The sequence below is a fragment of the Cellulosimicrobium funkei genome, from assembly GCF_004519295.1.
Classification (GTDB): domain Bacteria; phylum Actinomycetota; class Actinomycetes; order Actinomycetales; family Cellulomonadaceae; genus Cellulosimicrobium; species Cellulosimicrobium funkei.
In genome coordinates, this window is sequence record NZ_SOZH01000003.1 from 468,409 (window position 1) to 487,598 (window position 19,190).

Sequence of the window (19,190 nt, forward strand, 5' to 3'; positions counted from 1 at the left end):
GGTGCCTAGACTGTCCCGTACCGACCACGGCCGCACCGGGGTCGACCGTGCGCGCCGTCGCGGCGCCGGACGAAGGAGCTGGGGTGTCGACGAAGAGTCGCGAGCGCGAGCAGGCGCGTCGTCGTGAGGAGAAGTGGGACCGTCACGTGGCCCAGCTCCGGGCGAAGCGCCAGCGCACGTGGTCGATCGTGGGCGTCGTCGTCGCGCTCGTCGTGATCGGCGTCGCCGTCTGGTGGGCGCTCGCCGCCACCCAGGATCCCGGCACCGACCCGGGCGGAGGCACGGGCGCGGCGCCGTCGGGCGAGCACACCCTGCCGCCCGCGTCCGCCGCCGAGGGCCGTGACTGGACCACGACGCTCACCACGAGCGCGGGCGACCTCACGCTCACGCTCGACGGCGCGGCCGCCCCGCAGGCGGTCGCGAGCTTCGTGTCCCTCGCCGAGTCCGGGTACTTCGACGGCACGTCGTGCCACCGCCTCACGACGTCGGGCATCTACGTGCTCCAGTGCGGCGACCCGACGGGCACCGGCACGGGCGACCCGGGCTACAAGTTCGGCCCCGTCGAGAACGCCCCCACCGACGACGTCTACCCCGCGGGGACCGTCGCGATGGCCCGCCAGGGCGGGGACGGCGACTCGATGGGCTCGCAGTTCTTCCTCGTCTACGAGAACTCGACCATCCCGTCCGACGCGGCGGGTGGTTACACGGTGTTCGGCACCATCACGTCCGGCCTGGACGTCGTCCAGGCAGTCGCTGACGCGGGGACGCAGGACGGATCCGGCGACGGGTCCCCCGCCACCCCGGTCACCATCGAAGGAGTTGAGACCCAGTGAGCGATCCCGCCCAGAACCAGGCGAGCGCACCGGCACCGGAGCCCGCGGAGGCGAGCGAGACCGGACGGGTCGACGCGACAGACGTGGAGCCGACGCCGGAGGCCACCGAGGCCACCGAGGCCACCGAGGCCACCGAGGCCACCGACGAGGGTCCCGCCTCCGCCGCGGCCGAGGTCGCCGCCCCGGCCGAGCAGGTGGAGGCCACGCCTGCCGCCGAGGCCGAGGCGACCGACGCACCGGCAGCGGAGGCCGAGACCGCCCCCGCGGCCGAGCAGACCGGGGCCCCCGCGGCCGACGACGCTCCCGCCGCCGAGGCCGAGACCGACACGCCCGCTGCCGCGGCAGCGGAGGCGCCTGCCGCCGACGCAGCCGACGACGCAGCTCCCACCACCGGGGCGACGGCACCCGCTGAGACGACGGCACCCGCCGGGGCGGCACCCCGGCCCGCCGCCCCGCGTCCCGGGCCGCGGCCCAAGCCGTCGGCGCTCCCGCACCCACCGCGCAAGCCGGCCGCCCCGGCCGCGGGCGCTCCCGCCGCAGCGGCCGTCGTGCCGGAGGTCCCGGCCGTCCCGGCGCTGGCCGACGACTCGGCCGCCGCCAAGGCCGCCGCCGCGTTCGGTCGGGTCGACGAGGACGGCACGGTGTACGTCCGCGAGAGCGCGGGCGAGCGCTCCGTCGGGCAGTTCCCGGGCGTCGGCGCCGACGAGGCCCTCACGCTGTACGTGCGCCGCTACCTCGACCTCCAGGCGAAGGTCGCGCTGTTCGAGGCGCGGCTGACGAGCACAGACCTGTCGGTCAAGGAGATCGACCAGACGATCGCCCGGCTCACCGAGGAGACCGCGGAGCCCTCCGCGGTCGGCGACCTCGACGGGCTCCGGGCGCAGGTCGAGTCGCTGCGCGGCGCCGCTGCCGAGCGTCGCGCACAGCTCGAGGCGGAGCGCGCCGCGGCGAAGGCCGCGGCTCTCGAGGCCCGCACAGAGATCATCGAGGCTGCGGAGAAGATCGCCGCGACCGACCCGAGCCGCATGCAGTGGCGGCCCGCGGGCGAGGAGCTGCGCGGACTGCTGGAGCGCTGGAAGGAGGCCCAGCGCTCGGGACCGCGCATCGACCGCGCGAGCGAGGAGGCGCTGTGGAAGCGGTTCAGCCACGCGCGCACCGCGTTCGACCGCGAGCGCCGGCACTACTTCGCCGAGCTCGAGCAGCGCAACGCCTCCGCCAAGGCCGCGAAGGAGAAGCTGGTCGCAGAGGCCGAGGCGCTGTCGTCGAGCACCGACTGGGGCCCGACGGCGGGCGCGTACCGCGACCTCATGGCGCGCTGGAAGGCCGCGGGCCGGGCGAGCCGCAAGGACGACGACGCGCTGTGGGCCCGCTTCCGCGCCGCCCAGGACACGTTCTTCCAGGCGCGCGACGCGGTGAACTCCGCGACGGACGCCGAGTACGCGGCGAACCTCGAGGTCAAGGAGGCGCTGCTCACCGAGGCGGAGGCGCTCGTGCCCGTCAAGGACCTCGCCGCGGCCAAGGCGGCGCTGCGCGACCTCCAGGAGCGCTGGGAGGAGGCCGGCCGCGTGCCGCGCGGCGACCTGCAGCGCGTCGAGGGCCGCCTGCGTGCCGTCGAGAACGCGGTCCGCGACGCCGAGCAGGCGCAGTGGACGCGGAGCAACCCCGAGACGCGCGCCCGCGCGGAGGGTGCGGCGGCACAGCTCGAGGCCGCGATCGAGGCGCTCGAGGCCGACCTCGCCGCCGCGCAGAGCCGCGGGGACGCACGCGCGGTCAAGGAGGCCGAGACGGCGCTCGCCGCGCGGCGCTCCTGGCTCGAGCAGGTCGTCCGCGCGGCGGAGGACTCGCGGGGCTGACGCACTCCCGCTCGGTCGCAGGGCCGGCGCTCGTCCACAGACGAGCGCCGGCCCTTCCGTGTCCCCACGGCCGTGCGGCACGGTAGGGCCGTGCCCGCAGCCACGACCGCGCCCGACCACGCCGTACCCGCCCGCGCCACGGGGCACGTCCCCGCCGCCGCGCTCGCGCACCTGCTCGCGCCGCCGGGACCGGAGGTCGGCCTCCTCGTCGTCCCGGAGGAGGTCGGCGGGCCGGCGGCCTTCCAGGAGCTCGTCCGCGCGGGCGCCCTGCGTCGGCTGTGGGGCGACGTCGCCGCTCCGGCGAGCGTCCCCGTCACCCCCACGCTGCGCGCGCTCGCCGTCCGCGACCAGGTGCCGCGCGGCACGGTGCTCGCGGGCGCGGCCGCCGCGTGGGTGCTGTGCGGCTCCGCGCCGCCCCGGGTGCTCGACGTCGTCCACCCGCCCGGGCGTCATCGCCCGCCGCCGCGGCGGGGCCGGGCGGCGCGGCAGGCGCACGTGCTGCGCGACGAGACGAGCCTCGTCGCGGGCGTCCTCGTCACGTCGGTGCTGCGGACCGCGCTCGACGTCGCCACCCGGTGCGAGCCGGTGCAGGCGCTGAGCACCCTGCGCCGGCTGGAGGCGGTGTGCGGGCTCGACGCTCGTACGGCGGCGCGGTCGCTCGAGCTGCGCCACCGGTGGGCCGGCCGGCCGCAGGCGCGACGCACCCTCGCGCTCCTGCTCGCCGGGACCGACGACCCGGTCTAGGTTGGTCGGCATGGCCGCAGCCACGACTCCCCCCGTGGAGCTCGACGTCCGAGGAAGGACCGTGCGCGTCACGAGCCCGGACCGCGTCGTCTTCCCCGCGCGCGGGCTCACCAAGCTCGACGTCGTGCAGTACTTCCTCGACGTGGGCGACGGCATCCTCGGCGCCCTGGTCGACCGCCCGACGACGCTCGAGCGCTGGCCCAAGGGCGTGTTCGAGGGCGCGCGCATGAGCACGCGCACGGACAACACCGGCGACGCGTTCTACCAGAAGCGCATCCCGAAGGGCGCCCCGGAGTGGGTGCAGACCGCGCGCATCGCGTTCCCGAGCGGGCGCACGGCCGACGAGGTGTGCCCCACGGAGCTCGCCGTCGTCGCCTGGGCGGCCAACCTCGGCACCCTGACGTTCCACCCGTGGCCCGTGCGCGGCGGCGACGTCGAGGCGGTGGACCAGCTCCGCATCGACCTCGACCCGCAGCCGGGCACCGACTTCGACGACGCGGTGCGCGTCGCACCGCACCTGCGCGAGATCCTCGACGAGCTCGGCCTCCCCGGCTACCCCAAGACGTCGGGCGGCCGCGGCATCCACGTGTTCGTCCCGGTCGCGCCCGAGTGGGACTTCGTCGCCGCGCGCCGCGCGACGATCGCGATCGGTCGTGAGCTCGAACGCCGCCTGCCGGACCAGGTCACCACGAAGTGGTGGAAGGAGGAGCGCGGCGCCAAGATCTTCGTCGACTACAACCAGATGGCGCGCGACCGCACGATCGCGTCGGCCTACTCGATCCGTTCCAACCAGCGCGCGACGGTGTCCGCTCCCCTGCGCTGGGAGGAGCTCGGCGACGTCCACCCGGACGACTTCGACGTGCTGTCGATGCCCGCGCGCTTCGCCGCGGTCGGCGACCTCTTCGCACCCCTGCGCGCCGACCGGGAGGACCCGGGCGCGTCGCTCGAGCCCGCCCTGGAGCTGTCCCGGCGCGACGAGGCCGAGCACGGTCTCGGGGACCTCCCCTACCCGCCCGAGTACCCGAAGATGCCCGGCGAGCCCAAGCGCGTCCAGCCGAGCAAGGACCGGGACCGCGCCCGGGACTGACATGGCGTGCCCCCGGGGCGCTCGCCGCGTCAGCCGACGCCCGGCGCCCCGGGCAGGATGCCCGTGAGGTCGTAGCGCACCGGCTCCTCGAGCTGCTCATAGGTGCACGACCCCGGGTCCCGGTCGTCGCGCCAGCGCCGGAACTGCGCGGTGTGCCGGAACCGAGAGCCCTCCATGTGGTCGTAGGCGACCTCGAGCACGCGCTCCGGGCGCAGCGGCGTGAACGACAGGTCCTTGCCCGAGCTCCAGCGCGACACCGCACCCGGCATCCGCTCGCCGGCGGGGTTCTCCCACCCGGACCACGGGTGCGCGTCCGCGTCCGGCGTGCCCGGCTCGACGACGAGCGGCGCGAGCTCCTCGACCAGCGCGGCGCGCCGCGCCGTCGGGAACGACGCGGCGACGCCGACGAACTGGAGCTGGCCCGCGTCGTCGTACAGGCCGAGCAGGAGCGAGCCGAGCAGCGGCTTCGCGGGGGTCGACGTCTTGTGCAGGCGGTACCCCGCGAGCACGACGTCCGCATCGCGGCCGTGCTTGATCTTGAGCATCACGCGCTTGTTCGGCTGGTAGGTGCCGTCGAGCGGCTTGGCGACCACGCCGTCCAGGCCCGCCCCCTCGAACGTGTCGAACCACTCCCGCGCCACGGCGACGTCGCGGGTGCGGGGCGTGGCGTGCACGGCCGGACCGTCGAGGCCCAGGGAGTCGAGCACCTCCTGCCGCCGCGCGAGCGGCGCGCGCGTGAGGTCCTCGTCCCCCAGCGCGAGCACGTCGAACACGACGAGGGCCGCGGGGGTCTGCTCCGCGAGCAGGCGCACGCGCGACGCCGCCGGGTGGATGCGCTGCTGGAGCACCTCGAACTCGAGGCGGCCGTCCCGCGCGACGACGATCTCGCCGTCGACCACGCACCGGGGCGGCAGAGCGGCCCGCACCGCCTCGACGACCTCGGGGAAGTAGCGGTCCATGGGCCGCGCGTTCCTGCTGTCGAGCCGCACCTCGTCGCCGTCGCGGTACACGATCGCGCGGAAGCCGTCCCACTTCGGCTCGTACACGTACCCGCCGTCGACGGCGTCGGGCTCGGGCACGGCGGGCACGGACTTCGCGAGCATGGGCAGCACGGGAGGCATGACGGGCAGGTCCATGTGCCGATGCTGCCACCGGGTCTGCCGCCCTGCGCGGCGTGGTGGCCTCGGTCAGCGTGCGACCCGCGGGCTCAGGCGGGGAGCTGCGCCGTCTCGGCGGCCTTCGTCCCCGTGATGCGGTAGACGTCGAACACGCCGTCGACCTTGCGCACCGCGCTGAGGACCTGCGCGAGGTGCGCGGGCTCCGCCATCTCGAAGACGAAGCGCGACATCGCCACGCGGTCGTTCGAGGTCGAGACGGTCGCCGAGAGGATGTTCACGTGGTTGTCCGACAGGACGCGCGTCACGTCGGAGAGCAGGCGCGCACGGTCGAGCGCCTCGACCTGGATCTGCACGAGGAACATCGCGTTGCTGCCCGTGGTCCACGAGACGTCGACGATCCGCTCGGGCTGGTTGCGCAGCCCGACGACGTTCGCGCAGTCCGCGCGGTGCACGCTCACGCCCTGCCCGCGCGTGACGAAGCCGATGATCTCGTCGCCCGGGACCGGGGTGCAGCACTTCGCGAGCTTCACCCAGATGTCGTCGACGCCCTTGACCATGACGCCCGGGTCGCCCGTGCGCACGCGGCGCGCGGTGTTCCCGGGGCGCGCGGTCTCGGCGACGTCCTCGACCGTGCCCTCCTCGCCTCCCATCGCCTGGACGAGCTTGGAGACGACGTTCGCCGCCGACACCTGGCCCTCGCCGATCGCCGCGTACAGGGCGGTGACGTCCGCGAAGCGGAGCTCGTTGGCGAGCGCGACGAGCGACTCGTGCGACAGCAGGCGCTGGATCGGCAGGTTCTGCTTGCGCATCGCCTTGGCGATCGCGTCCTTGCCGTGCTCGACGGCCTCCTCGCGGCGCTCCTTGGAGAACCACTGCCGGATCTTGTTGCGCGCCCGGGGGCTCTTGACGAACGCGAGCCAGTCACGGCTCGGACCCGCGTTCTCGGACTTCGAGGTGAGGACGTCGACTGAGTCGCCGTTCTCGAGCGTCGAGTCGAGCGGGACGAGCCGCCCGTTGACGCGCGCGCCCATGGTCCGGTGCCCGACCTCGGTGTGCACCGCGTAGGCGAAGTCGACCGGCGTCGAGCCCGCCGGCAGCGCCATCACGTCGCCCTTGGGGGTGAAGACGTAGACCTCCGCGCCGCCGATCTCGAAGCGCAGCGAGTCGAGGAACTCGGCCGGGTCGGCCGTCTCACGCTGCCAGTCCACGAGCTGGCGCAGCCACCGCATGTCGTTGGCCGCGGCGTCGTCCTTCGCCGTCTTGCCGCCCGACTTCGCGGTCTCCTTGTACTTCCAGTGCGCCGCGACGCCGTACTCCGCGCGCCGGTGCATCTCGTGCGTGCGGATCTGGATCTCGACCGGCTTGCCGCCCGGCCCGATGACCGTCGTGTGCAACGACTGGTACATGTTGAACTTCGGCATCGCGATGTAGTCCTTGAACCGCCCCGGCACGGGGTTCCACCGCGCGTGCAGCGCGCCGAGCGCCGCGTAGCAGTCCCGGACGCTGTCCACCAGGACGCGCGCGCCGACGAGGTCGTAGATCTCCGCGAAGTCGTGGCCGCGCACGATCATCTTCTGGTAGATCGAGTAGTAGTGCTTCGGCCGGCCGGTGACGATGGCCTTGATCTTCGCGCTGCGCAGGTCGGCCGTGACCTGCTCGCGAACGACGGCCAGGTACTCCTCGCGCGCCGGCGCGCGCTCGGCGACGAGGTGGACGATCTCGTCGTACACCTTGGGGTACAGGGCCTGGAACGACAGGTCCTCGAGCTCCCACTTGATCGTGTTCATGCCGAGGCGGTGGGCGAGCGGGGCGTAGATCTCGAGGGTCTCGCGCGCCTTGCGCCCCGCCGACGACGACGACACGTACTTCCAGGTGCGCGCGTTGTGCAGGCGGTCGGCGAGCTTGATGACGAGCACGCGGATGTCGCGCGCCATGGCGACGACCATCTTGCGCACCGTCTCGGCCTGCGCCGCGTCGCCGTACGTGACCTTGTCGAGCTTGGTCACGCCGTCGACGAGCATGGCGATCTCCTCGCCGTACTCCTCGGTGAGCTGCGCGAGCGAGTAGTCGGTGTCCTCGACCGTGTCGTGCAGCAGCGCGGCGGCGAGCGTCGACCCGTCGAACCCGAGCTCGGCGAGGATCGTCGCGACCGCGACGGGGTGCGTGATGTACGGGTCGCCGCTCTTGCGCAGCTGGCCGCGGTGGGCGCGCTCGGCGGTCTCGTACGCGCGCTCGATGACGCTCAGGTCCGTGCGCGGGTGGTTGGTACGGACGGCCTGGAGCACCGGCTCGAGCGCCGGGCTGCCCGCGTTGGGGCGCGCGCCGAAGCGGACCAGGCGCGAGCGCACACCGCGCCCGCCCGAGCCGCCGGTGCCGGAGGTCGGGGCGCCCGCGCGCTCAGGAGCGCGCGACGTCCGGGTGTTCTCGCTCATGCGCGCCTCCTTCCGCAGGGCGGCCGCCACCGGCACGATGCCGGCGACCAGCCGAGACGACCGGAGTGGCAATCCTACGACTCGACGTGGACCAGCGTGGCCACCTCGCGGCCCGCGAGCCGCTCGCGGCCTCCCAGGCCCTCGAGCTCGAGCAGGAACGCCAGGCCCACCACGACGCCTCCCCCGCGCTCGACGAGCTCGGCGCCCGCGGCCGCCGTGCCCCCGGTCGCGAGCACGTCGTCCACCACGAGAACACGCGCACCCGGGGGCAGTGTTCCCGACCGGAGCTCGATGGTCGCGGTGCCGTACTCGAGGTCGTAGGTGACGGTGTCCGTCGGCGGCGGGAGCTTGCCCGCCTTGCGCAGCGGCACGAACCCGACGCCGAGGTGCGTCGCGAGCGGCGCCCCGATGAGGAACCCCCGCGCCTCCATGCCCGCGACGAGGTCGACCCCGCCCGCGGCGCGCGCGACGTCGCCGAGCGCCTCGACGACGTGGCCGAAGGCGTCGCCGTCGGCCAGCAAGCCGGTGATGTCCCGGAAGACGATCCCCGGTCCCGGGTAGTCCGGGACGGCACGGACGAGCTCGAGCACGCGCGAGGCGCGCTCCGGGCCGAGCCCGGCGAGGTGGACGGCGCGCAGGCCGCCCGCCTCGCCGGCCGGCACGTGACCGGGTGCCGTCATCGGGGACGACGGCGGCGCGGCTGCGCCTTGTTGCCCTGGTGCGCGCCCGGCTGGAGCTGGCGGTGCCCTGCCCCGACGCCGGCCGCCGCGAGCGCGGCGTCCTCCTCGTCGCCCGCGACCTCGGCCCGCTCCGCGCGCAGCGCGAGGACCTTGGCCGTGTGCTCCTGGATGGGCTTCTCCCGCTCGCGCAGCGCGACCTCGAGCGGCGTCGCGAGGTACACCGAGGAGTAGGCGCCGACGGCCATGCCGACGAAGAGCGCGAGCGCGATGTCGCGCAGCGTGCCCGCGCCCAGCAGGAACGCCCCGATGAAGAGGATGCCTGCGACGGGGAGCAACGCGACGACGGACGTGTTGATCGAGCGCACGAGCGTCTGGTTGATCGCGAGGTTGGCCCGCTCGGCGTAGGTGCTGCGCGTCTGGTCGAGCACACCCGCGGTGTTCTCGCGGACCTTGTCGAAGACCACGACGGTGTCGTAGATCGAGTACGCGAGGATCGTCAGGAGGCCGATCACCGTCGCCGGCGTGATCTCCCAGCCGATCGCCGCGTAGATGCCCACGGTGACGATGAGGTCGTGGAACAGCGCGATGACCGCGGCGAGCGCCATGCGCCAGTTCCGGAAGTAGATCGTCATGACCAGGCTCACGAGGAGCAGGAAGACGACGAGGCCGACGATCGCCTTCTGGGAGACGTCCTTGCCCCAGGTGGGGCCGATGTACGAGCTCGTCACCTCCCCCTCGGACACGTCGTACGCGTTCGCGAGCTCGACGGCGACCTGCTCGACCTGCGCGTTGCTCAGCTCCGCCGTCTGCACCCGCACGGTGCTGGAGCCCACCGAGGTGACGCGCGGCACCTCCTCGGGGGCGACCGCCGCGACGGCGTCGAGCGCCGGCTGCTGCGAGGTGTCCGAGACGCCCGAGACGGTGAACTCCGACCCGCCGCGGAACTCGATGCCGAGGTTGAGCCCGTCACCGGCGATCCGGACCCCGATGATGCCGAGGGACAGGACGACCAGGACGAGCGCCACCACGAAGTAGGCGCGCCGCTTGGCGACGATGGCGTAGGACCGGCGGCCCGTGTACAGGTCGTTGCCCCACTGGGCGAAACCGCTGGCCATCAGTGCTTCTCCTCGTTCTCGTCGCCCGCCGCGTCAGCGGCCGGGGACCCCTCGTCGCCGTCCGCGGAGGCGGCGGCCCGCCGCTCGGCGGCACGGCGCTCGGCGATGGTCATGCGCGGGCCGTCTGACCGGCCGACGCCGGCACCGACCGTCTCCCGGACGGGCGCCGTGCGCTCGCGCGCCGGGGCGTCCTGCACCGGCGCGTCCTCGACGACGTCACCGCCGTCCGCGGGTGCCGTCGAGGTCGCCCCGACGACGCGGCCGCGACCGGCGTACCGCGTGCCGCGCACCCCGAGGCGCCGCGGGTCGAGGCCCGACGCCGGGTGGCCGTTCGCGAAGAACTTGGTCCGGGCGAGGAGCTGCATGAGCGGGTGCGTGAAGAGGAACACCACGATCAGGTCGACCAGGGTGGTCAGGCCCAGCGTGAACGCGAAGCCGCGCACGCCGCCGACCGCCAGGTAGTACAGGACCACCGCGGCGACGAAGTTCACCGCGTCCGAGGCGAGGATCGTGCGGCGGGCACGCTGCCAGCCCTTCTCCACCGCGGAGTTCAGCGTCCGGCCGTCGCGCAGCTCGTCGCGGATGCGCTCGAAGTACACGATGAACGAGTCCGCGGTGATACCGATCGCGACGATGAGCCCCGCGACGCCGGCGAGCGACAGGCGGTACCCGATCGTCCACGAGAGCACCGAGATCACGCCGAACGTCACGACGGCCGCGATGCCGAGCGACGCGACGGTGACCAGGCCGAGCACGCGGTACTGGAAGAGCGAGTAGATGACGACCAGAAGCAGGCCGATCGCGCCCGCGAGCAGACCCTTCTCGAGCTGCTCGGAGCCGAGCGTCGCGGAGATCTGCTCCTGGCTCTGCACCTCGAACGTCAGGGGCAGCGAGCCGAAGTTGAGCTGGTTCGCGAGCGTCGCCGCGCTGTCGCGCGTGAAGCTGCCCGAGATCTCGGCCTTGCCGTCGGGGATCGCGACCTGCGAGACGGGTGCCGAGATGACGAGGCCGTCGAGGACCATCGCGAACTGGTTCTGCGGCGACGGCAGCGTCGTGAGACGCGTCGTGACGTCACGGAAGGCCTTGGTGCCCTCGGAGTCGAACTCGATGTTGACGACCCACTCGTTGGTGACGACGCCGTTCTGCCCGACGCGCAGGCCGGAGCTCGCGTTCGAGATGTCGGTGCCCTCGATCTCGACCGGGCCGAGGATGTACTTGGCCGTGCCGTCGTCGGCGCACGAGACGAACGCGCTGTCGGTCGGGCCGCTGTCGCCGCCCACGAGGTTCTCGGGGAGCGTGCAGTCGAGAGCGTCGAACTGCGCCTGCAGCTCCGGCGTGATCTGCGCGAGGTCGCTCGGGTTCTCCGGGCGGGTCGTCTCCGGCGCCGGGTCCGTCGTCGCGTCGTCCGCCGGGGCGCCCGTCGCTGCGTCGGCCGCCGGGTCCGTGCCGTCCTCGGCCGCGGGGTCCGTCGCGCCGTCGGTGGCGGCGTCCGCGGACTCCGTCGCGTCCGGGGCGTCCTCGGCCGCGGCGTCGTCGCCCGCGGCCGGGTCGGTGGACTCGTCGGCGGGCGTCGCCGTCGGCATGCCCACGGAGAGCACGGGGCGGAAGCGCATCTGGGCCGAGGTGCTGACGAGGTCGATGGTCTCCTGGGACGGCTGCCCCGGGATGCCGACGACGATGTTGTTGCGGCCCTGGCTCGTGATCTCGGCCTCGGAGACACCCTGCGCGTCGATGCGCTGGCGGATGACGTTGATCGCCTGGTTGATGTCCTCGGCCGTCGGCTGCGAGCCGTCGGTGGTGACGGGCTCCAGGATGATCTGCGTGCCACCCTCGAGATCGAGCGCGAGGCCCGGGGTGAGGCTCGCCCCGCCCGGGTTGTCCTCGGTCTTCGGGTCGAGCTTCGTGCCCGCGAAGAGGGACCCGAAGAGGACGACGATGAGGATTCCCAGGGTGACGAGGGTCCGTACGGGCCTCGCTCGTGTGCTGCTGGTGGCCAACTGTCCGTCTCTTCTCGTGCGTGTGCGGTGGGCCTCGCGGCCCACCGCGTCAGGCCGGTCGCGGCAGCGACCGGCATAGGGTCACTTGATGTCGGTGCCGTCGTCCCGGCGTCCGCGGTCCTTCTCCGACCGGTCGTCGGTCAGACCGGAGAGGTCGTCGGGCACGACGAGGTCGTCGACGTCGCCCTTCGTGGTGGTCCCGGCGTCGGCACCGGCGGTGCCGTACTCGGCCGCGTCCTCGGACGCGTCGTCCGCCGTCGTCTCCTCGGTCTCCTCGACCGGGGGCTCGACGAGCTTGGCGATCGCGGCGCGCAGCCACCGGGACTGGTTGCCCGGTGTCGACTCGATGGTGATGACGTCGGCCTCGTCGTCGACGTCGACGACCGTGCCGAACATGCCCGAGCCCGTCATCACCTCCTGCCCGGGGGCGAGGGTCGCCCGGAAGTTCTGGGCCTCGCGCTGCTGCTTGCGGGTGCGGCTGGTCATGAGGAACATCGCACCCGCCGCGAGGGCGAGGATGAGGATGAAGCTGATATCCATGACGGAGTCTCGTGTCCTGTTCTGTGCGGGATCTGCGCGCAGTCTAGGCGTGCGCGCACGGTTCACCAACGAGCCGTCTCGCCGCGGAGTTCCGCCCGCCCGGGTCCCGACCATTCTAGGACCACCCGCGGAGCGCCTGTGACCGCCGTCACGGAGCGTCCTCGCGGGCTCGTGACCTCCGGCGTCGCCTCAGGCGTCGAAGAGCGTCCCGCCCTCGCGCGGCGGGGTGAGCCCGAGGTGCGCCCAGGCGGCCGGGGTCGCGACGCGACCCCGCGGCGTCCGCCCGATCAGCCCCTCGCGCACGAGGTACGGCTCGGCGACGGTCTCGACCGTCTCCGCCTCCTCGCCCACCGTCACCGCGAGCGTCGTCAGGCCCACGGGACCGCCGTTGAAGCGCGTGCACAGCGCGGTGAGCACCGCCCGGTCGAGCCGGTCGAGGCCGATCGGGTCCACCTCGTAGACCTCGAGGGCCGCGCGCGCGGCCGCGAGGTCCATGGTCCCGTCGCCGCGCACCTGCGCCCAGTCACGCACACGCCGCAGGAGGCGGTTCGCGATGCGGGGCGTGCCGCGCGAACGCCCCGCAATCTCGCGGGCGGCCTGGGGGTCGAGCGCGACGCCCAGCAGGCCGGCCGAGCGCGTCAGCACGCGCTCGAGCTCGTCGCCCGAGTAGAAGTCCAGGTGCCCGGTGAAGCCGAACCGGTCGCGCAGCGGCGCGGGCAGGAGCCCCGCGCGCGTCGTCGCGCCGACCGCCGTGAAGGGCGGCAGCGAGAGCGGGATGGCGCTCGCCCCGGCCCCCTTGCCCACGACGACGTCGACGCGGAAGTCCTCCATCGCCATGTACAGGAGCTCCTCGGCCGGTCGCGCTAGCCGGTGGATCTCGTCGATGAACAGGACCTCGCCCTCCTCGAGCGAGGACAGCACCGCCGCGAGGTCGCCGGCGTGCTGGATCGCGGGCCCGGACGTCACGCGCAGCGACGTGCCGAGCTCCGCGGCGATGATCATGGCGAGCGTCGTCTTGCCGAGCCCGGGCGGACCCGACAGGAGCACGTGGTCCGGCGCGCTCCCCCGCGCGAGCGCGGCCTGGAGCACGAGCGACAGCTGGTCGCGCACGACGGCCTGGCCGACGAACTCCTCCAGCCGGCGCGGCCGGAGCGCGGCCTCGGCCGCGCGTTCGAGGTCGTCCGCGCCCGCCGCGACGATGCGCTCGGACGAGAACGTGCCGTCTCCGCCGAGGTCGTCGAGTCCCACCTGGTCGAAGGTCGCCATCGTCAGCTCCTCGGCCCGCCGAGCACCCGCAGCGCGGCACGCAGCGCGCCCGCCACGTCGGGTGCCTCGACGACGTCGACGCCCGCCTCGGCGAGCACGGTGGACACCGCGTCGTCCGCGGCCTTGAGGTTCCAGCCGAGCCCGACGAGCGCCTCGACCACCTGGTCGCGCCGGTCCTCCGGACGCGGCGCCGACGCCGAGGCGGTCGATCCCGCCTCGGGAGCGTCGGCGCCCGTGGGCGGGCCGAGCTTGTCGCCGAGCTCGAGCGCGATCCGCTGCGCGCCCTTGTTGCCGATGCCCGGGACGCGCACGAGCGCGGCGATGTCGGCGCCCGCGACCGCACGACGCAGGCCGTCGGGCGTGTGCACGGCGAGCATCGCGAGCGCGAGGCGCGGACCGACGCCGCTCACGGTCTGGACGGTCTCGAAGACGGCGCGCTCGTCGTCGTCGGCGAAGCCGTAGAGCGTGAACGAGTCCTCGCGCACGACGACGCTCGTCGCGAGGCGCGCCGTCTCCCCGACGCGCAGGCCGGCGAGCGTGGCGGGCGTGGCGTGGACGAGGTAGCCCACTCCTCCGACCTCGAGCACGGCGCGGTCGAGCTGGACGCTCGCCACGACACCGCTCAGGGACGCGATCACGCAGGCTCCTCTCCCGGCCGGCAGCCCCGGCCTGGTCCGATGGTCCGCCGGCCCCGAGGACCGCCGTCGGGCCGCGCACCGAGAGGCGCGTCGAACACCCGTACGACCGCGGTCACTCTAGCAAGGGCCGCCCACCCGCCGACCGACCGACACGGACCGCCGGCACCCCCACCGGCACGACCGGCGGCAGCGTCGCCGCTAGCGCGGCGCGCGCCGTCCCTTCGCCGCGTGCTCGGCGGCCGCCCAGGCGCGCTGGGCGGCCGTGAGCTCGTGCCGCTCGCCGCCCTGCAGGGCACCCGCGGGGCGCCACAGGTGGCAGATCGCGAGCGCGAGCGCGTCGGCCGCGTCCGCGGGCTTCGGCGGCTCCGCGAGGCCGAGGATCCCCGCGACCATGCGCTGGACCTGCTCCTTGCCGGCGCGTCCGCTCCCCGTGACCGCGGCCTTGACCTCCGACGGCGTGTGCAGCGCGACGGGGACGCCCCGCTTCGCGGCCCCGACCATCGCGATGCCCGCGGCCTGCGCGGTCCCCATGACCGTCCCGACGTTGTGCTGCGCGAACACGCGCTCGACCGCCACGACGTCGGGCACGTGCTCGTCGAACCACGCGTCGAGCCGCTCCGCGATCCGCAGCAGCCGCAGGTCCACGCTCAGCTCCGGGTCCGTCCGGATCACCCCGACCGCGACGAGCTCGGCCCGCCGCCCCCGCGCGGAGTCCACCACCCCGACACCGCACCGGGTCAGCCCAGGATCCACTCCGAGAACGCGCACCCCAGTACCCTCCCACGACCCGACCACGGAACCCGTGCGCCTCGCGGGCCGCCGACCACGGCGAGCCGAGACCGGCGGGGCGGGTGAGGTGCGCGCGGTCGTGGCGGGCCTGGCGGGAGCGGCGCGAGGAACGAGCGCCGCGGATGGTAGACCGCGCGCACCTCACCCGCCCCGCCACCCCGGGGGACCACGCCGTCGGTCTCGGTGACCGAGCCGACGGGATCAGTCGTCGTTCTCGAGCTCCGCCATGACCTCGTCCGACGCGTCGAAGTTGGCGTAGACGTTCTGCACGTCGTCGCTGTCCTCGAGCGCGTCGATGAGGCGCAGGATCTTGCGCGCGCCCTCGGCGTCGACCTCGACCTCCATCGACGGGTGCCAGATCGAGTCGGCGGAGTCGTACTCGATCCCCGCCTCCTGGATCGCGCTGCGCACGGCGACGAGATCGCTCGCCTCGGACAGCACCTCGATGACGTCGCCGGAGTCGGTGACCTCCTCGGCCCCCGCCTCGAGCGCGGCGAGCATGACGTCGTCCTCGGTCACGCCCTCCGCCTTCGGCACGACGACGAGGCCCTTGCGCGCGAAGAGGTAGGACACGGAGCCCGGGTCGGCGAGGTTGCCGCCGTTGCGGCTGAACGCGAGGCGGACCTCGGAGGCCGCGCGGTTCTTGTTGTCGGTGAGGCACTCGACCAGGACGGCGATGCCGTTGGGGCCGTAGCCCTCGTACATGATCGTCTGGTAGTCGACGGCGTCGGCGCCGGTGCCCGAGCCGCGCTTGACGGCGCGGTCGATGTTGTCGTTGGGGACCGACGACTTCTTCGCCTTCTGGATGGCGTCGAACAGCGTCGGGTTGCCCGCGGGGTCACCGCCGCCCGTGCGCGCCGCGACCTCGATGTTCTTGATGAGCTTCGCGAAGAGCTTGCCGCGCTTGGCGTCGATGGCCGCCTTCTTGTGCTTGGTCGTGGCCCACTTGGAGTGCCCTGACATGCGTTCCTACCCCTTCGCGATTCTGACGAACAGCTCGTGCACGCGCGCGTCCCCGGAGATCTCCGGGTGGAACGAGGTGGCGAGCAGCGATCCCTGCTGGACTGCGACGATCCTACCGGCGGCAGCCGCCGGGATGCCGGGTGCGCCGTGCTCGGGGATCCGTGCGAGCACCTCGACCCCGGGCCCGGCCTCCTCGACCCAGGGCGCCCGGATGAACACGGCGTGCACCGCGTCCCCGTCCTGGCCCGGTCTCGGTGCGCCGTCGCGCCCGTCGTCCGCCGGCGCCAGACCCGCGAACGCGAGGTCGGTCTCGAACGAGTCGACCTGCCGGCCGAACGCGTTGCGCCGGACCGTCACGTCGAGCCCGCCGATGGTGCGCTGGTCGGCGGTGCCGCCCAGGATGCGGTCGGCGAGCAGGATCATGCCGGCGCACGAGCCGTAGACGGGCAGGCCCTCGGCGATGCGCGCGCGCAGCGGCTCGTCGAGCTCGAAGATGCGCAGGAGCTTGTCGATGGTCGTCGACTCGCCGCCCGGGAGCACGAGCCCGTCGACCGCGGCGAGCTCCTCGGGGCGGCGGACGCCGACCGTGCGGGCGCCCGCGGCCTCGAGCGCGGCGCGGTGCTCGCGCACGTCGCCCTGGAGGGCGAGGACACCGATGGTGATCGTCACGAAGGGGAATGATACGTCGGCGGCTCCGCCGCTTGTCCCGCGGTGGGCCTCCGGCCGCGCCCACGGTTGCTAGCCTCGCCGTCGTGACGTACCCGCCCGCCCCCGGCCAGCCCTACCCCGCGCCCGGTCCGGCGCCGTACCCCGGGGCGGCGCCGCGGCCCCCGCGCAGCACGCGCGGCGCCACGACGATGATCGTGGTCGGCGCCGTCGTGCTCGTGCTCGCGCTCGTGGCGGGGGTCCTCGGCGTCACGACGTTCGTGCGGGCGCTGCCGACCGGCGTGATCGACGGCGCGGGTCGGCCCGGGTCGGCGGCGCTCGCGTCGGGCGACGTGCCGGGCGAGGCGGAGCTCGAGGTCTCGGGCGGCCAGCCGTACAGCATCTGGGCGGTGGGCCGCGCGGGGTCCTCGGACGGCGCGGGCCTCGACGTCGAGGACGTGACCGTGACCTGCGCCGACGGCGACCTCACGGTGAGCGCCCCGTCGGTGTCCGGCAGCTCCGGCCTGGGCTCCTCCCAGGCGACGACGGTGGCCGAGGCGACGCCGCCGGCGTCCGGGACGTGCACGGTGACCGTCGCGCAGGGCGCAGCGCCCGCGGGCACGACGTTCGTCGTCACCGAGGGCTGGCGCTTCGGCACGTTCTTCGCGACGCTCGGCGGCACGATCGTGCTGTGGTTCGTCGCGATCGGCGGCGGGCTGCTGGGCGCGGGACTGCTCGTCGGCGGGATCGTGTGGCGGGTGATCGCCCGCCGGGCGTAGCCGGTCAGTCCGCGCGCGCCGTGCCGAGGTGCCGCGTCACGCCGTCCCACCCGCGCAGCAGCGGTGCGACGAGGTCGGGCAGCCCTTCGGGGAAGACCTCGATCTGGACGCCGCGCAGGTCGTCGAGCGCCCACCAGCGCATCTCGTCGACGACGTCGAGCTCGACGTCGGTCCACCCGGCGCGGCTCAGCCCGCCGTCGCGGTCGGCCCCGGTGACCCGCGCGAGGAACAGCACCTCGTCCTGGCGGCAGTGCTGCCGGTAGAAGTCGAAGATCGCGCTGCGCGTGTACACCGGGCCGACGAGCGCGCCCGGGTCCAGACGCAGGCCCGTCTCCTCGCGGACCTCGCGCAGCGCGGCGTCGACGTCGCTCTCGCCCGGGTCGACTCCCCCGCCGATCGTGAACCACCACGAGCGCTCGGGCTGGTCGACGTCGTGCCCGCGTGCGAGGAGGATCCGGTCGGCGTCGTCGAGGAGCAGCACGCGCGCGCCGCGGCGGAAGTACAGGCCGTCGTCCCCGAGCACCCAGTCGGGGCCCAGGGACGACGGCGCTCCGGCGGCCTCGGCCACGACGGCTCAGCCGTCCGTCGTCGGCACGACGACGGACGGCTGCGACGCGCGGCGGTCGGTCACCAGCCGCGCTCGGCCAGGCGGTGCGGGACGGGGATGTCGTCGACGTTGATGCCGACCATCGCCTCGCCGAGGCCGCGCGAGACCTTGGCGATCACGTCGGGGTCGTCGTAGAACGTCGTCGCCTTGACGATGGCGGCCGCGCGCTGGGCGGGGTTGCCGGACTTGAAGATGCCCGACCCCACGAACACGCCCTCGGCGCCGAGCTGCATCATCATCGCGGCGTCGGCCGGGGTCGCGATCCCGCCGGCGGTGAACATGACGACCGGGAGCTTGCCGGTCGCGGCGACCTCCTTGACGAGCTCGTACGGCGCCTGGAGCTCCTTCGCGGCGACGAACAGCTCGTCCTCGGGGAGCGACGTGAGGCGGCGGATCTCCCCGCGGATGGTGCGCATGTGCGTGGTCGCGTTGGAGACGTCGCCCGTGCCGGCCTCGCCCTTGGAGCGGATCATCGCGGCGCCCTCGGTGATGCGGCGCAGCGCCTCGCCGAGGTTGGTCGCCCCGCACACGAACGGGACGGTGAACTGCCACTTGTCGATGTGGTTGGCGTAGTCCGCGGGCGTGAGGACCTCGGACTCGTCGACGTAGTCCACGCCGAGCGACTGCAGCACCTGCGCCTCGACGAAGTGGCCGATGCGCGCCTTGGCCATCACGGGGATGGAGACGGCCTCGATGATCCCGTCGATCATGTCCGGGTCGGACATGCGCGAGACTCCGCCCTGCGCGCGGATGTCGGCGGGCACGCGCTCGAGCGCCATGACCGCCACGGCCCCGGCGTCCTCGGCGATCTTCGCCTGCTCGGGCGTGACGACGTCCATGATGACGCCGCCCTTGAGCATCTCCGCCATCCCCCGCTTGACCCTCGCGGTGCCGACCGCGCCGGCACCCTCCGCGGTCGCGGCGCCCGGGGCGCTCTCGGCAGGGACGTTCTGGTCGGCCACGTTGGTCACCGGTACCTCACACCTTCAGGTCAGGGGAACGTCGCGCGATCGCGCGCGGACGCCGTCGAACAGGCTCGACGGCACATGCTCCCACGCGCTCCCCATCCTAACGTCGGGCCGTCCACGGCCCCGGTCCCCGGAC

General features: G+C 74.0%; 18 protein-coding genes. 5 read left to right on the top strand and 13 right to left on the bottom strand.

Annotated elements, in window-relative coordinates; genetic code table 11:
* Positions 1-83: 83 nt before the first annotated feature.
* The 4 genes from E1O70_RS05180 (at position 84) to ligD (ending at position 4,517) form a co-directional block, all read left to right on the top strand.
* Positions 84-833, top strand: coding sequence for a peptidylprolyl isomerase (locus E1O70_RS05180; RefSeq protein WP_061267257.1), 750 nt, complete (start codon positions 84-86; stop codon positions 831-833).
* Positions 830-2,686 (top strand): DUF349 domain-containing protein, encoded by a 1,857-nt coding sequence (locus E1O70_RS05185; protein WP_240696603.1) that lies wholly within the window; start codon positions 830-832, stop codon positions 2,684-2,686. The genes E1O70_RS05180 and E1O70_RS05185 overlap by 4 nt, the downstream gene beginning before the upstream one ends.
* A gap of 90 nt (positions 2,687-2,776) precedes the next feature.
* Positions 2,777-3,430 carry a hypothetical protein gene (locus E1O70_RS05190; RefSeq protein WP_061267256.1) on the top strand — a complete coding sequence of 218 codons (654 nt, stop codon included), beginning with the start codon at positions 2,777-2,779 and terminating at the stop codon, positions 3,428-3,430.
* A 10-nt stretch (positions 3,431-3,440) separates the two neighbouring features.
* A complete protein-coding gene (gene ligD, locus E1O70_RS05195; RefSeq protein WP_043651896.1) occupies positions 3,441-4,517 on the top strand; it encodes a non-homologous end-joining DNA ligase in 1,077 nt (358 codons plus the stop codon).
* A 29-nt stretch (positions 4,518-4,546) separates the two neighbouring features.
* Here ligD and E1O70_RS05200 read toward each other — a convergent pair whose 3' ends face one another.
* From E1O70_RS05200 to pdxT, 11 genes are all read right to left on the bottom strand, one after another.
* Entirely contained in the window at positions 4,547-5,653 is a 1,107-nt protein-coding gene (locus tag E1O70_RS05200) for an ATP-dependent DNA ligase (protein WP_061267255.1), read from the bottom strand.
* Positions 5,654-5,724: 71 nt separating this feature from the next.
* Positions 5,725-8,067 (bottom strand): RelA/SpoT family protein, encoded by a 2,343-nt coding sequence (locus E1O70_RS05205; RefSeq protein WP_061267321.1) that lies wholly within the window; start codon positions 8,065-8,067, stop codon positions 5,725-5,727.
* Positions 8,068-8,141: 74 nt separating this feature from the next.
* The gene (locus E1O70_RS05210; RefSeq protein WP_081895974.1) at positions 8,142-8,747 is read right to left on the bottom strand and encodes an adenine phosphoribosyltransferase; all 606 of its coding nucleotides are present in this window, start codon (positions 8,745-8,747) and stop codon (positions 8,142-8,144) included.
* Positions 8,744-9,862: a protein translocase subunit SecF gene (secF, locus tag E1O70_RS05215; RefSeq protein ID WP_034654760.1), complete on the bottom strand. Its 1,119-nt coding sequence runs from the start codon at positions 9,860-9,862 to the stop codon at positions 8,744-8,746. Before secF ends, E1O70_RS05210 begins: the two co-directional genes overlap by 4 nt.
* A complete protein-coding gene (gene secD, locus E1O70_RS05220; RefSeq protein ID WP_061267254.1) occupies positions 9,862-11,859 on the bottom strand; it encodes a protein translocase subunit SecD in 1,998 nt (665 codons plus the stop codon). The genes secF and secD overlap by 1 nt, the downstream gene beginning before the upstream one ends.
* A gap of 81 nt (positions 11,860-11,940) precedes the next feature.
* Positions 11,941-12,399, bottom strand: coding sequence for a preprotein translocase subunit YajC (gene yajC, locus E1O70_RS05225; RefSeq protein ID WP_021483634.1), 459 nt, complete (start codon positions 12,397-12,399; stop codon positions 11,941-11,943).
* A gap of 189 nt (positions 12,400-12,588) precedes the next feature.
* Positions 12,589-13,665, bottom strand: coding sequence for a Holliday junction branch migration DNA helicase RuvB (ruvB, locus tag E1O70_RS05230; RefSeq protein ID WP_061267253.1), 1,077 nt, complete (start codon positions 13,663-13,665; stop codon positions 12,589-12,591).
* A 2-nt stretch (positions 13,666-13,667) separates the two neighbouring features.
* On the bottom strand, positions 13,668-14,303 hold the full coding sequence (gene ruvA / locus E1O70_RS05235; protein WP_061267252.1) for a Holliday junction branch migration protein RuvA: 636 nt from the start codon (positions 14,301-14,303) through the stop codon (positions 13,668-13,670).
* Positions 14,304-14,501: 198 nt separating this feature from the next.
* Entirely contained in the window at positions 14,502-15,071 is a 570-nt protein-coding gene (ruvC, locus tag E1O70_RS05240) for a crossover junction endodeoxyribonuclease RuvC (RefSeq protein ID WP_034654762.1), read from the bottom strand.
* Positions 15,072-15,293: 222 nt separating this feature from the next.
* Positions 15,294-16,055 carry a YebC/PmpR family DNA-binding transcriptional regulator gene (locus E1O70_RS05245; protein ID WP_034654766.1) on the bottom strand — a complete coding sequence of 254 codons (762 nt, stop codon included), beginning with the start codon at positions 16,053-16,055 and terminating at the stop codon, positions 15,294-15,296.
* Between the two features lie 6 nt (positions 16,056-16,061).
* Positions 16,062-16,724 (bottom strand): pyridoxal 5'-phosphate synthase glutaminase subunit PdxT, encoded by a 663-nt coding sequence (pdxT, locus tag E1O70_RS05250; protein WP_043651857.1) that lies wholly within the window; start codon positions 16,722-16,724, stop codon positions 16,062-16,064.
* Positions 16,725-16,807: 83 nt separating this feature from the next.
* On the opposite strand from pdxT, the gene E1O70_RS19840 reads away from it, so the two are divergent.
* Positions 16,808-17,479, top strand: a complete 672-nt coding sequence (locus E1O70_RS19840; RefSeq protein ID WP_061267251.1) for a hypothetical protein — start codon at positions 16,808-16,810, stop codon at positions 17,477-17,479.
* A gap of 4 nt (positions 17,480-17,483) precedes the next feature.
* On the opposite strand, the gene E1O70_RS05260 is transcribed toward E1O70_RS19840, so the two are convergent.
* Together E1O70_RS05260 and pdxS are read right to left on the bottom strand one after the other, a co-directional pair.
* Positions 17,484-18,047 (bottom strand): NUDIX hydrolase, encoded by a 564-nt coding sequence (locus tag E1O70_RS05260; RefSeq protein ID WP_061267250.1) that lies wholly within the window; start codon positions 18,045-18,047, stop codon positions 17,484-17,486.
* 59 nt (positions 18,048-18,106) lie between these two features.
* Positions 18,107-19,048 carry a pyridoxal 5'-phosphate synthase lyase subunit PdxS gene (gene pdxS / locus E1O70_RS05265; protein WP_076405046.1) on the bottom strand — a complete coding sequence of 314 codons (942 nt, stop codon included), beginning with the start codon at positions 19,046-19,048 and terminating at the stop codon, positions 18,107-18,109.
* Between the last annotated feature and the right edge of the window lie 142 nt (positions 19,049-19,190).